This window comes from Enterococcus gilvus ATCC BAA-350, from assembly GCF_000407545.1.
GTDB lineage: Bacteria > Bacillota > Bacilli > Lactobacillales > Enterococcaceae > Enterococcus_A > Enterococcus_A gilvus.
This window is the reverse complement of record NZ_ASWH01000001.1, coordinates 2,260,320-2,271,249: the sequence shown is the minus strand read 5'-3', so window position 1 is coordinate 2,271,249 and position 10,930 is coordinate 2,260,320. Positions and strand designations below refer to the sequence as shown.

Sequence of the window (10,930 nt, the reverse complement as noted above, 5' to 3'; positions counted from 1 at the left end):
CCAATATAAAATAACATAAAATGAGGTTTTTGAATGGATAAAAAAGAATATGGATGGGCGACCTTGGCGGCAATAGGTATTTCAGTTGGTTCGATCGTGTTGGCGTTTGTAGCAATGCTTTATGGTGGATTCGTCACTATGAAATTGTGGAATGGGATTATTTCACCAACGTTTAGTCTGATTCAATTGAATTTTTTTCAAGCGTGGGGATTAGATGTTTTTGTAAGCTACATTGTTTCAGGAACGAAAAAATCTGATGATGAAGATTCTTTTATTTATATCTTCTTCAAAGCAATTGCAGCTACTACAGCATTTTGGATTATTGGAGTCATTATTATGAATTTTATTTAGGAGGTGTTTGAATGGATGAAGTTCTAGAAACTTATCGCAAGTTAGGGTCGAAGAAACGAGTCTTTGCTGAGATTCTAATTTACACTTTTATAGCCTTTCATACTCAAAATAAATCAGGGATTGAAATCGCTAAAAGCAGTAGAAAAACAATTAATGGGAAGCGAACAGTCAAATACGAGATCGAGGTGGCTTACGATGATTGAATTCTTTATGCCAATAATCCCACCAGAGACCACAGCGCAACAAAAGAAGGTTCATGTTGTGAATGGTAAGCCATATTTTTATGAGCCGGATGATTTGAAAAAAGCTCGTGTAAAGTTAATGAGCCATCTATCGGAACACACACCGAAAAGCAAAATCATGCGGCCGGTTCGGATGATGGTGAAGTGGTGCTTCCCGATTGTAGGTAGTCATGAGGATGGCGAGTACAAATATACGAAACCAGACTTAGACAATAGCAACAAACTTTTGCAAGACTGCATGACTAAATTAGGATTCTGGAAAGATGATTCTTATGTAGTTAGCTTAATCATCGAAAAATTTTGGGCGGCGACTCCTGGCATTTATATAAGGATTGAGGAGATCGAATGAATTGGGGAAATTTCTTTCAAGATATTCAAAAATGGATGCAGTCATCCAATGAATTCATGAAGCAACATCCAATCACATCAGATGAATATTGGCAATGGCTAGTTGAATCAATGGGAATGCTAGGTAACAAATACAATAATCATCCAGTTGCTATTAGGTTTTTATCTGTATTAATAGAAATTCAGGATGACAATTTTAAAATCGCTATGGGGAGGAACTGAGTTTGGCTGAAAAACTGACTAAAGATACACTAGCTGCAATCACTCAAGAGGTTGTAAAAATTGAAGCTATGAAGGGAAAAGAAAGAAAGCGAGAACGAAGAAGTTGGAAACTAAGGAACACAACTCTTTTATTAAAAAAGTATCAAATGCTTCGTGAACATTGCGAAGGTGTAATACCGAAATTGACAGAATATGAAAATAGTATATTTGATCCAGAAGAGTTAAATCTCGAATCTTTGATGAAGTATAAGGCTCGGACCAAGGAGATGTTAGACTACTTTGATCTAATGTTCTCTTCTTATTGCCAATACTGTCATAATCAAGGTCCGATGGCTGAAAGAAGGTTTAATATTATTCGTCAATTATATGTTTTCGAAAATTCGAATGAAAATAAGTCAAAGAATGATCTAGCTGCTTTTTACAATATTGATTCTAGAACAGTTGACCGAGACATTAAGAAGGCCAGTGAGGAATTATCAATTTTCCTTTTTGGTATTGATAGTTTGGATGATTTGTCCCATGTCCTTTTCTTGTCTTGAGTACGTCTTACCTTAAATGTTAATATGATAGCGTGAAATAAATGTGATTAGGAAGGCACCCTTTGTGGGTGTCTTTTTTTCGTGTAAAAAGAAGGAAGGTGAATATCATGACGGACAAACAACGAATTTTTGCAGATGAATATTTAAAAGATTTGAACGGCACGCGAGCTTATAAGGTGGCCTATCCCAACGTTAAAAAGGATTCCTCAGCAGCGACTGCCGCAGGAAGATTGTTGAGAAATGTTGAGATTAAATCCTATATAGATGAACAGCTCGAACAAATGCATAACGAACGAACGGCCGACGCAAAAGAGATTCTAGAATATTTAACAGCAGTTATGCGCGGTAAGGAAACAGAGACAGTTGCAACAGCGAAAGGACTCTATGATGGAGTTGAAGTTAGTGCTAAAGACCGATTGAAGGCAGCTGAACTTCTTGGAAAGCGTCATGCGCTGTTTACCGACAAACAACAAATAGAAGTTACTGAAATGCCAGTGTTTGTAGATGATATTGGTGATGATGATGGTTAAGAAGAAGCTATCAGAATTGCTGCCGAAAAAGTTTCATTCGGTATGGAAAGCCACTCTAAACTCAGATATTCTTAACATTATTTGCAAGGGTGGACGTGGTTCTGGTAAATCATCAGATATCGCTCATATTATTACTCAATTGCTCATGAGATACGCAGTAAATGCGGTCGGTATTCGTTATGTTGATAACACACTAGAACAGTCAATATACGAACAAATGAAATGGGCGATTAAACAACAAGGTGTAACGCATCTTTTTAAATTTAATAAGTCACCTTTAAGGATTACGTACATGCCTCGTGGAAATTATATGATTTTTAGAGGCGCTCAAAATCCTGAAAGAATCAAATCATTAAAAGACAGTCAATTCCCATTTACAATCGGATGGATAGAGGAGCTGGGAGAATTTAAAACTGAAGATGAAGTAACGACTATCACTAACTCACTGCTACGTGGTGAATTAGAAGATGGTCTTTTTTATAAATTCTTTTTCAGTTACAACCCACCGAAACGTCGACAATCCTGGGTAAACAAAAAATATGAGTCTAGTTTTCAGCCTGAAAATACATTCGTTCATCACACTACTTATGAAGATAATCCCTTTATTTCGAAAGAATTTTTGGAAGAGGTTGAAGCAGCAAGGCAAAGAAATCCTTTACGAGCTAGATGGGAATATGACGGCGAGGCTATCGGATCTGGTGTTGTTCCCTTTGACAATCTTCAAATTGAGCAAGGAAGCATTACAGATGAGATGGTCGCTAACTTTGACAATATCAGAAACGGGTTAGACTTCGGCTATGCCACTGACCCGTTAGCATTTGTACGCTGGCACTATGACAAAAAGAAAAATGGCATTTACGCAATTGACGAAATTTACGGCCAGAAAATAAGCAATCGAGATTTCGCTGGTAAAGCCAAGTCAAAAGGCTATCAATCAGACAGGATAAATGCTGATTCGGCTGAGCCTAAGTCAATCGCAGAATTGAGAAACGAGCATTTTATGACGAATGTTTACGGAGTCAAGAAAGGTCCGGATTCTGTAGAGTACGGCGAACAATGGCTAGATGATTTGGACTTTATCTGCATTGATCCTTTACGAACACCAAGCATTGCCAAAGAATTCGAAAATATTGATTATCAAACTGATCGTGATGGCAATCCAAAGCCAAGACTTGAAGATAAAGACAATCATACGATTGATGCCACTCGATATGCTTTTAACGATGATATGTACGTAAAACAGGATATGAAGCAAAAAATGGACGCAGCCAAATTCTTTTTTGGCTAGAAAGGAAGGTACAGATTGGATAAAGTAGTTACTTTTTTACGTGATCATCGGTATCACAAAAATGCGAATGCAGTATTTAGAATGTCCCAAGAAGACTTCGATAATGTCGAGTTCGAAAGCGAAAAATGGATTTATAAATTAGAAAAGTTTATCAATCGGCATCGAGTAGAACAATTGCCTCGATTGCAAGAATTGAAACGGTACTACCTAGCAGATAATAATATCAAGTACCGTCCTGCTAAAACAGATGAATTTGCTGCAGACAATCGAATTGCGAGTGATTTCTCAAGATACATTACCATTTTTGAACAAGGGTATATGTTAGGACAACCCGTTCAGTACAAAAACGAAAACGACGAGTTGCAGCAACAGATTGACGAGCTTAACAAGCGAAACAATGAGGCCTATCACAATGTATTGATCAAAACAGATTTGTCCATTTATGGACGAGCTTACGAACTGACAACTGTTGGATTAGATAATGACCAGGCATTTGTAAAAGTCGTGAAGTTAGATCCTGAGAAGACGTTTGTTGTTTACGATGATACAACTGACAGTAATTCTCTTTTCGGTGTCTATTATTATTCAATCGACTATGGCGACGGGGAAAGAAAAGATTTCGTAAATGTTTACACCAGTGACATGGTTTACATCTATTTGAATGATAATCAAGAAGAACGTGGGCTTCATTTAGATGACTTTGACGATTATGCTTTTGATGGCGTTCCAGTAAACGAGTTTGCAAATAACGAGGATCGGACAGGAGCCTATGAACCCGTGCTTGATTCGATTGATGCATATGATCTATCACAATCAGAATTAGCTAACTTTCAACAAGACAGCATGGATGCCATTTTGATGATCACTGGTAATCCCTATACAGGTACTGCGAAAAACGACATAGACGAGGATGGAAAGGTTGTTCCAAATTCGCGCTTAGCCGTTTCTTTGGCGTTTAAACGAGCAAGAATCATGATAATGGATGATAACCCTAATCCTAATGGTTCAACACCAGATGCGAAGTACTTAATTAAAGAGTACGATGCAGCAGGGTCGGAAACATATAAGCAACGATTAGTAAATGACATCTTGCGGTTTACATTTACGCCAGACACTTTAGACGCTAATTTCAGTGGAACTCAATCTGGTGAAGCAATGAAGTACAAACTCATGGCTTCAGACAATCGTCGAGTCATGCAACAGCGTCTATTTGAAAAAGGGTTAATGCGACGACTACGCTTAGCCATCAACATTTGGCGGATTAAAGGGAATGAATCGACGGCCTACGAAGATATCAACGACACAAACATCATCTTTACAGCGAATGTTCCTAAATCGGACACCGAGATTGTTTCTTTAGCCAGTCAATTATATGGAACGGTATCTGACGAAACGTTATTCGAGATTCTAAATACTGTGACGGGGATTGACCCAGAAGTTGAGTTGGAACGAATTAAGAAAGAGTCTAGCAAAAAACCAGATCCAAGGCGACCTAAAAATAATAAGGAGGAATTGGAAGATGAAAGAAATGATGAAGAAAATGATAGAAATGTTGATGAAGATTGATGATTTGGAATCTGATGAACAATTTGAAGCAATCGAAGAATTTTCTATTCAAACAATGGAACTTACAGCTAAAGTGAATTGGAAGTATTTTACTTTTCTAAAAGAAGCGGGTTTCACTGAAGAACAAGCAATGCAAATGGTTTTAGCAGGACAAAACAATGGTTAACTCCCAAGATTACTGGAAAAAGCGTATGGATGAAATCTTTGCCTATGTCGACCAAACAGATGTTGATTTCTTTGACGAGTTGCAGAACATTTACACAGAAGGGCGTCAGAGCGTCCAGAAAGAGATTTACGCTTTTTATGCTCAATATGCCAAGGAGAATAAAATCTCTCTGCAGGAAGCGAAGAAACGACTCATGCGAGAAGATCTGTCGGATTATCGGACGAATGCTGAGAAGTACTTTAAACAAGCTGAGAAAGATCCTGAACTGTTGAAACGACTGAATGAACAATATGCTGCAGGAAAGGTCACACGATTAGAAGCGTTGCAGCTTGACTTAGCTTATCAGTTGGGGAAAATGTCTAATAAGTTGCATAAATCGTTTGAGTCTTATCTAAAAGAAGTTGGCAAATATGCGTATCGCAAAGTGAATTTTGGAAAGTCGGCTAGTACGTTGAATGGCCCTGCTTTGAAACAATTGATCGAAACTCCTTTCAACGGCAAAAATTATTCCCAAAGTATATGGGGAAATGTTGATGATCTGGCTGCTGATTTAAAAAGTATTCTTACAAAAGGATTTGTTCGAGGGATGGGTCCAGCAGATATGGCTCGTGAACTACGTAAAAAGTACAATGTGGCCAGAAGCAGAGCGGAGGCGGTCGTTCGAACGGATGGAACAAATATCATCAATAATGCCACAGTCAAAAGGTATGAAGAAGCTGGGTTAATTGAATACGAATATCTGGCTCACATTGACAATCGAACTACAGAGCTATGCAAAGGTCTGAATGGTGAGATATTCAAGATTAAAGATTATCAACCAGGAACCAATGCGCCACCGATGCATGTCAATTGTAGAAGCACCATCGTTCCGACAGACAAAGAATTAGGACTATAAAGGAGTGAAAAAAATGGATAAATCTTTAATTATTTGGTTGAACGAAGGTCAAACATTAAAGTTTGAAAAAGTAAAAGATCTCGAAAATACAGATGAAGAATTAAAATTTAATTACTTCGGTGTATCAACCGGAGTCGAAAGAAATGCAGTTTTTAATCAAATCAATATTTCGGGATTTGCTTTAGAAGCATAGCTTTTGCTAGGCTTTTTTATTTTGTCCAAGCGTGAAGACATTAAAAGCATCGGAAGTGTAAGCATTGATCCACGTTAAAAGCTATGGAAGGAGTAACAACTATGTTTAAAAAACAATTATTGCCAATGCATCTACAATTTTTCGCTGAACCTGGTGACGATGATACTCCACCGGCCGAGGAGCAAACACCTGAATTTGATGCGGAAAGTTTAACAGATGAACAGTTGGCAGCCATTAAAGAAAAATTTGGTTTCAAAGATGATCACGATGTTGATTCTATCGTCAAAAGTAAAAAGTCCCGCTGGCAAAAAGAATTGGAAGAAGAAAAGAACGAAGCGGCCCGTTTGGCCAAACTTTCAGAAAAAGATCGTCAGGAAGCACTAATTCAAAAACAAAAAGATGACTTTGAGAGAGAAAAAGCTGAGTTCCGTAAAGAACAGTTATTTGTCGAGAAGGGCAAACAACTCACGGCTAATGGTATGCCTGCTGAGTTTGCAAATCGTGTTACTGGTGAAACTGCTGAGGAAATCTTAGACGACGTGAAAGCATTACGTGAAGAATGGGATAAAGCAGTCGAAGTTAAAGTGAATGAGCGGCTTGCTTCAAAATCGAAAACACGTGTTGGAACTGGTACAGGTCAAATGACCAAAGCCGAGATCATGGCAATCAAGGACTCAAAAGAGCGGCAACAAATGATTGCACAAAATAGAGGATTATTTTAGGAGGAAGACACATGAAAAATATGTCTAAAACGAACAAAGATAAATTAATGAAAATGAACTTACAAATGTTCGCAGCAGAAGACGGACTAACAACAATGGACGATTTAGGAGAAATTAAGTCAATTGATTTTGTTAATTTGTTCGAAAAAGGAATCAAAGAGCTGCTTACGTTGCTAGGTGTCACTCGTAAATTAGAGTTGTCTCAGGATATGAAGATTCAAATGTATGAATGGGCGGCAGCTTTAAAAGATGGTGATGTGGCAGAAGGAGAGGATATTCCGTTATCAAAAGTGACTCGTAAAAAAGGGAAATCCTTCCAAGTTGCTTGGAAGAAATGGCGTCGTGCTGTTTCAGCGGAAGCAATCGCTCGTCATGGTGCATCAGTTGCCATCGATCAATCTGACCAACGTTTGATTCGCCAAATGCAGGGGAAAATCAAAAATGATTTTGTTACTTTCTTAGGAACAGCCCCTACAAAGATTTCAGAAGCAGGTATTCAAAAAGCGTTAGCAAAATCTTGGGGTAAGTTAAATACCTTCGAAGAATTTGACGGTGCTGAATTTGTATCATTCGTGAATCCGATGGATGTTGCGACTTATCTGGGTGATACGAAAGTATTGGCAGATGCCTCGAACGTTTTTGGTATGACCTTACTTAAAAACTTCTTGGGAGCAAACAACGTCATTGTATTGAATGCTATTCCAGAAGGGAAAATCTATTCAACAGCAGTAGATAACATTGTGCTTGCTTTCTTGAATATGAATACTTCTGATGTAGGTGGTATTTTTGCAGACTTTATGGATGAAACAGGCTTCATTTCAGCAACTCGTGGTCGCACATTACGAAATGCTACTTATGAATCGTTGTTCTTAAATGCGATGGCATTATTCCCTGAAATTCCAGCAGGCGTTGTGGAAGCAACGATCACGGTTCCTGAAGAAAAGCCAGCAGGAGAATAAGAAAGGGTGAAGCTTAATGATTGAAAAAATTAAGCTGCTATTAGGGATTTCTGATGAATTGCAAGATGAACTATTGGAATTATTGATTGAAGACAGCGAGGAGCGTATTCTGGCTACCTTAAATCAGTATGCATCGAGAAATGGCACAGATGAAATTGAAACTGTTCCCGAAAAGTTTAACTACATCAAACGAGATGTGACTATTAAACGTTTCAACAAATTGAACAGCGAAGGTGCTAGTGCTGATAGCGAAGAGGGACGTTCGTACACATGGGAGAAATCTTATCTGGATGAATACCTCTCTTTGTTTGATGAGCACACTAAACCAACAAAAATAGCTCGTAAAGGGATCGTGAGGTGGATTTAGTGATCTATAACCATCGTTGCAAGATTACTTTCTCCAAAAAGGTTCCAGGCTATCTTGGTGAGGAAGAAGTGAAAACTGAAACTAAAGTATTGCCCTGTGGAAAAAGTTTACTTTCGGAATCCGAGCAACTTTCTTTCTTTGGAAAATACACCAAGACAGCCTTTAAGCTTCATTTACAAGGGATGTGGGAAGGTATCAGTGAAATTGAATACGAGGGCGTTAGACGCAATCTGTTCGATCTGAAGCATCACCGTAACTCGACAGTAGTGATTGTCTCATGAGTAAAACAGTAAAGATTGTTGGACTGGAAAAATTCACTCGTAGCGTCCTTCAACAAAAAGGAAAGATGGAACAAGCCACCCATCAAGAAGTTGTACGATCAGGGATGCGTGTTGAGAAACGCGCTAAACAACTCGCACCATTCGATACAGGTTGGTTAAGCAACACGATTTATTCTTTTGAGTCTGGAAGACTTCGCACGAATGTGGTTTCCCCTGCTGAGTATTCTATTTATGTAGAAGAAGGCACACGTTATATGGCGGCACAACCATTCCTATTCCCTGCAGTAAAAGAGGAGTTTCCAAGATTTATGAAGAACATGAGAAAAATAGCAAGAGGGTGATTCAATGGAACACGCTCCGAATACACGGTTTTTAAAAGGGATTTCTGAAGGCTTAGGTCAAACAGGAATCCCTATTTATTTTAAGCTCCCTGGCAAAGAGGTCATGGAGCCTTTTTACGTGATAGGAACTCATCTTGATGATGACAGTCCCAGTGCAAAGTTTGGTCCGGCGGTGGTGGATACAGATTTACAAATAGATCTTTTTTACCCAACAAATAGCCGCACCGATTTAGAAGATGCCCTTCATCAAACAAAGGCAGCTCTCGGTGTGCGAAATAGGTTGTCGTCTGATGTGCGAATCGATAACACGATTGGCAGAGAAGTCTATCACGTCATTTTAAAAATTTCAGATTTTATAATTTAGGAGGAATAAAACATGGTAGAGGTAAATAACGGTGTTACAAAATTTCAAGGAACGCCCATTAAAGGGAATCGCGTATGGTACTTCATTCAAGCAGTGACGGCTGCAATTGGCTCTCCTGCATTGTTACCCGCTTTTCAAACAGATGGAACCACGACGATTGGTGGAGACAATATTGACGAACAAACAAAGATGGGACGTATCATTCTTAAATCAACGGATGAACATAGTATTGAATTAACCCAATACTTCGCTCCGGATGATGAATCCATTCAAATTATTGAAGATGCCAAGAAAAATGGTCATTCGGTAAAGGTTTGGCGAGTGGTCGTTTCCGATGCATTAGGTAAAGAAGAGAGTACGGGGATCAAAGCCTATCCTGCGAAATTCGGCTACGGTATTCCAGATGAATTGGAATACGACGAGGGAGACGATCTAGTAGAAATCAGCTACACATTGAATATTGTGGGGAAATTGCAAGATGGGACATTCCCTCTTTCTGATGAAGATGTAGCTATGATCGAAAGCTTGTACAAATTCCAACGTCCTGGAGAAACAACGGGCGATTACGACGACATCAAAACCAAAACACCCTAATGATCCCCAGAACGAAACTGGGGACAACGAACAAGAGTCAACCAACGATCAGCAAGACAACAAAGAAAAGGAAGAAGAGGGAGTCTAATCTCCCTCTATTTTTGCATAAAACAGGAGGAAATAAATATGGTATTTACAGTTGAATTGAAGGGAAAACCTTTAGAAATTAAATTTGGGTACGGCATGTTCTTCAAAGCAAATAAAAAACTAGCTAGCAAAGATAAAAATGGAAACTCTCAAAATGATGGTGCTGGGGTTCTCTTTGCTCAAGTTCTTGAAGAGGACGATGACGCACTGGTTAATATCATCAAACTTGCGGCTAAAGGCGATCCATCAGAAAACGACGTATTAACTGCCATTGGTGAATATGTTGAAAAGTTTGATGATGAAGAAGAAGGATATGGCAAGATCTTTTCTGATCTGAAAGCGGAAATGTTAGATTCAGGTTTTTTCGTGAAGAAACTGAAAAAATATATTGGCAATCTAGAGAAGGCGAGCGAAGCAATGAAGGGAATGCATCCGACCAAGGACATCGAAAATCCAGAAATGCAAGCCAAGGGTATACAGGAATTGGCGGATCGGATGAAGAAAGAACTCTCATTACCGACTGTGCCCGACAAGGATTAACTGATATTGATTTGATCATGAACTGTTACTTATGGGAACTGGAATCGATATTAGAAGGATTGGCGCTAAGAGATATCGATAATCAAGAACAACGATCAATCTTTGCATTTAACCTCAGATATGTTCTAAATGCCAAGAAACCAAAATTATCAAAAGTGTTCGATAAGAAAAAGGCAGAGAAAAAAATCAGAGACCTATTTTCTCGGACGAATCAAACGACCGAAAAACAACAATTGGCCAAACAAGTAAAAACAGTGACTGATTATTTCAAAAAAAAGAACTGGAGGTGATGGAATGGCTTTTGATGGATCAATTAATGCAATTATCGGCGCAGA

General features: G+C 38.7%; 20 protein-coding genes. All 20 read left to right on the top strand.

Features of this window, described 5'->3' with window-relative positions:
- Positions 1–33 precede the first annotated feature (33 nt).
- The 20 genes from I592_RS11185 (at position 34) to I592_RS11090 (ending at position 10,885) form a co-directional block, all read left to right on the top strand.
- On the top strand, positions 34–351 hold the full coding sequence (locus I592_RS11185; RefSeq protein ID WP_010780100.1) for a hypothetical protein: 318 nt from the start codon (positions 34–36) through the stop codon (positions 349–351).
- 11 nt (positions 352–362) lie between these two features.
- Positions 363–554, top strand: coding sequence for a hypothetical protein (locus I592_RS11180; protein ID WP_010780101.1), 192 nt, complete (start codon positions 363–365; stop codon positions 552–554).
- A complete protein-coding gene (locus tag I592_RS11175) occupies positions 547–942 on the top strand; it encodes a RusA family crossover junction endodeoxyribonuclease (RefSeq protein WP_010780102.1) in 396 nt (131 codons plus the stop codon). Before I592_RS11180 ends, I592_RS11175 begins: the two co-directional genes overlap by 8 nt.
- On the top strand, positions 939–1,163 hold the full coding sequence (locus I592_RS11170; protein ID WP_010780103.1) for a hypothetical protein: 225 nt from the start codon (positions 939–941) through the stop codon (positions 1,161–1,163). The genes I592_RS11175 and I592_RS11170 overlap by 4 nt, the downstream gene beginning before the upstream one ends.
- A 2-nt stretch (positions 1,164–1,165) precedes the next feature.
- Positions 1,166–1,702, top strand: a complete 537-nt coding sequence (locus I592_RS11165; protein ID WP_010780104.1) for a hypothetical protein — start codon at positions 1,166–1,168, stop codon at positions 1,700–1,702.
- Positions 1,703–1,809: 107 nt separating this feature from the next.
- Entirely contained in the window at positions 1,810–2,232 is a 423-nt protein-coding gene (locus I592_RS11160; RefSeq protein WP_010780105.1) for a terminase small subunit, read from the top strand.
- Positions 2,219–3,520: a PBSX family phage terminase large subunit gene (locus I592_RS11155; RefSeq protein WP_174293641.1), complete on the top strand. Its 1,302-nt coding sequence runs from the start codon at positions 2,219–2,221 to the stop codon at positions 3,518–3,520. The genes I592_RS11160 and I592_RS11155 overlap by 14 nt, the downstream gene beginning before the upstream one ends.
- Before the next feature lie 15 nt (positions 3,521–3,535).
- Positions 3,536–5,086 carry a phage portal protein gene (locus I592_RS11150; RefSeq protein ID WP_010780107.1) on the top strand — a complete coding sequence of 517 codons (1,551 nt, stop codon included), beginning with the start codon at positions 3,536–3,538 and terminating at the stop codon, positions 5,084–5,086.
- On the top strand, positions 5,040–5,252 hold the full coding sequence (locus I592_RS11145; RefSeq protein WP_010780108.1) for a hypothetical protein: 213 nt from the start codon (positions 5,040–5,042) through the stop codon (positions 5,250–5,252). Before I592_RS11150 ends, I592_RS11145 begins: the two co-directional genes overlap by 47 nt.
- Complete coding sequence (locus tag I592_RS11140; protein ID WP_010780109.1) at positions 5,245–6,147, top strand: minor capsid protein; 903 nt, start codon at positions 5,245–5,247, stop codon at positions 6,145–6,147. The genes I592_RS11145 and I592_RS11140 overlap by 8 nt, the downstream gene beginning before the upstream one ends.
- A gap of 13 nt (positions 6,148–6,160) precedes the next feature.
- The gene (locus tag I592_RS11135) at positions 6,161–6,340 is read left to right on the top strand and encodes a hypothetical protein (protein WP_010780110.1); all 180 of its coding nucleotides are present in this window, start codon (positions 6,161–6,163) and stop codon (positions 6,338–6,340) included.
- Positions 6,341–6,441: 101 nt separating this feature from the next.
- The gene (locus I592_RS11130; RefSeq protein WP_010780111.1) at positions 6,442–7,062 is read left to right on the top strand and encodes a DUF4355 domain-containing protein; all 621 of its coding nucleotides are present in this window, start codon (positions 6,442–6,444) and stop codon (positions 7,060–7,062) included.
- Between the two features lie 11 nt (positions 7,063–7,073).
- Complete coding sequence (locus tag I592_RS11125; protein WP_010780112.1) at positions 7,074–8,021, top strand: hypothetical protein; 948 nt, start codon at positions 7,074–7,076, stop codon at positions 8,019–8,021.
- A 16-nt stretch (positions 8,022–8,037) separates the two neighbouring features.
- Positions 8,038–8,388: a phage head-tail connector protein gene (locus I592_RS11120; RefSeq protein ID WP_010780113.1), complete on the top strand. Its 351-nt coding sequence runs from the start codon at positions 8,038–8,040 to the stop codon at positions 8,386–8,388.
- Positions 8,379–8,669, top strand: coding sequence for an esterase FrsA (locus tag I592_RS11115; protein ID WP_244265170.1), 291 nt, complete (start codon positions 8,379–8,381; stop codon positions 8,667–8,669). Before I592_RS11120 ends, I592_RS11115 begins: the two co-directional genes overlap by 10 nt.
- Positions 8,666–9,010, top strand: a complete 345-nt coding sequence (locus I592_RS11110; RefSeq protein ID WP_010780115.1) for an HK97-gp10 family putative phage morphogenesis protein — start codon at positions 8,666–8,668, stop codon at positions 9,008–9,010. Before I592_RS11115 ends, I592_RS11110 begins: the two co-directional genes overlap by 4 nt.
- A 4-nt stretch (positions 9,011–9,014) precedes the next feature.
- Positions 9,015–9,374, top strand: a complete 360-nt coding sequence (locus I592_RS11105) for a hypothetical protein (RefSeq protein ID WP_010780116.1) — start codon at positions 9,015–9,017, stop codon at positions 9,372–9,374.
- 12 nt (positions 9,375–9,386) lie between these two features.
- Positions 9,387–9,968, top strand: a complete 582-nt coding sequence (locus tag I592_RS11100) for a phage major tail protein, TP901-1 family (protein ID WP_010780117.1) — start codon at positions 9,387–9,389, stop codon at positions 9,966–9,968.
- 126 nt (positions 9,969–10,094) lie between these two features.
- A complete protein-coding gene (locus I592_RS11095; RefSeq protein ID WP_010780118.1) occupies positions 10,095–10,595 on the top strand; it encodes a tail assembly chaperone in 501 nt (166 codons plus the stop codon).
- A gap of 17 nt (positions 10,596–10,612) precedes the next feature.
- Complete coding sequence (locus tag I592_RS11090) at positions 10,613–10,885, top strand: hypothetical protein (protein ID WP_044926232.1); 273 nt, start codon at positions 10,613–10,615, stop codon at positions 10,883–10,885.
- The last annotated feature ends 45 nt before the right edge of the window (positions 10,886–10,930 follow it).

What these genes read in the sequence shown, in the direction of transcription:
- I592_RS11185 (WP_010780100.1), top strand. Translation starts at nt 34, where the DNA reads ATGGATAAAAAAGAATATGGATGGGCGACCTTGGCGGCAATAGGTATT.
- I592_RS11180 (WP_010780101.1), top strand. Translation starts at nt 363, where the DNA reads ATGGATGAAGTTCTAGAAACTTATCGCAAGTTAGGGTCGAAGAAACGA.
- I592_RS11135 (WP_010780110.1), top strand. Translation starts at nt 6,161, where the DNA reads ATGGATAAATCTTTAATTATTTGGTTGAACGAAGGTCAAACATTAAAG.
- I592_RS11125 (WP_010780112.1), top strand. Translation starts at nt 7,074, where the DNA reads ATGAAAAATATGTCTAAAACGAACAAAGATAAATTAATGAAAATGAAC.
- I592_RS11095 (WP_010780118.1), top strand. Translation starts at nt 10,095, where the DNA reads ATGGTATTTACAGTTGAATTGAAGGGAAAACCTTTAGAAATTAAATTT.
- I592_RS11155 (WP_174293641.1), top strand. Translation starts at nt 2,219, where the DNA reads ATGATGATGGTTAAGAAGAAGCTATCAGAATTGCTGCCGAAAAAGTTT.
- I592_RS11110 (WP_010780115.1), top strand. Translation starts at nt 8,666, where the DNA reads ATGAGTAAAACAGTAAAGATTGTTGGACTGGAAAAATTCACTCGTAGC.
- I592_RS11175 (WP_010780102.1), top strand. Translation starts at nt 547, where the DNA reads ATGATTGAATTCTTTATGCCAATAATCCCACCAGAGACCACAGCGCAA.
- I592_RS11140 (WP_010780109.1), top strand. Translation starts at nt 5,245, where the DNA reads ATGGTTAACTCCCAAGATTACTGGAAAAAGCGTATGGATGAAATCTTT.
- I592_RS11130 (WP_010780111.1), top strand. Translation starts at nt 6,442, where the DNA reads ATGTTTAAAAAACAATTATTGCCAATGCATCTACAATTTTTCGCTGAA.
- I592_RS11100 (WP_010780117.1), top strand. Translation starts at nt 9,387, where the DNA reads ATGGTAGAGGTAAATAACGGTGTTACAAAATTTCAAGGAACGCCCATT.
- I592_RS11160 (WP_010780105.1), top strand. Translation starts at nt 1,810, where the DNA reads ATGACGGACAAACAACGAATTTTTGCAGATGAATATTTAAAAGATTTG.
- I592_RS11120 (WP_010780113.1), top strand. Translation starts at nt 8,038, where the DNA reads ATGATTGAAAAAATTAAGCTGCTATTAGGGATTTCTGATGAATTGCAA.
- I592_RS11105 (WP_010780116.1), top strand. Translation starts at nt 9,015, where the DNA reads ATGGAACACGCTCCGAATACACGGTTTTTAAAAGGGATTTCTGAAGGC.
- I592_RS11170 (WP_010780103.1), top strand. Translation starts at nt 939, where the DNA reads ATGAATTGGGGAAATTTCTTTCAAGATATTCAAAAATGGATGCAGTCA.
- I592_RS11145 (WP_010780108.1), top strand. Translation starts at nt 5,040, where the DNA reads ATGAAAGAAATGATGAAGAAAATGATAGAAATGTTGATGAAGATTGAT.
- I592_RS11090 (WP_044926232.1), top strand. Translation starts at nt 10,613, where the DNA reads ATGAACTGTTACTTATGGGAACTGGAATCGATATTAGAAGGATTGGCG.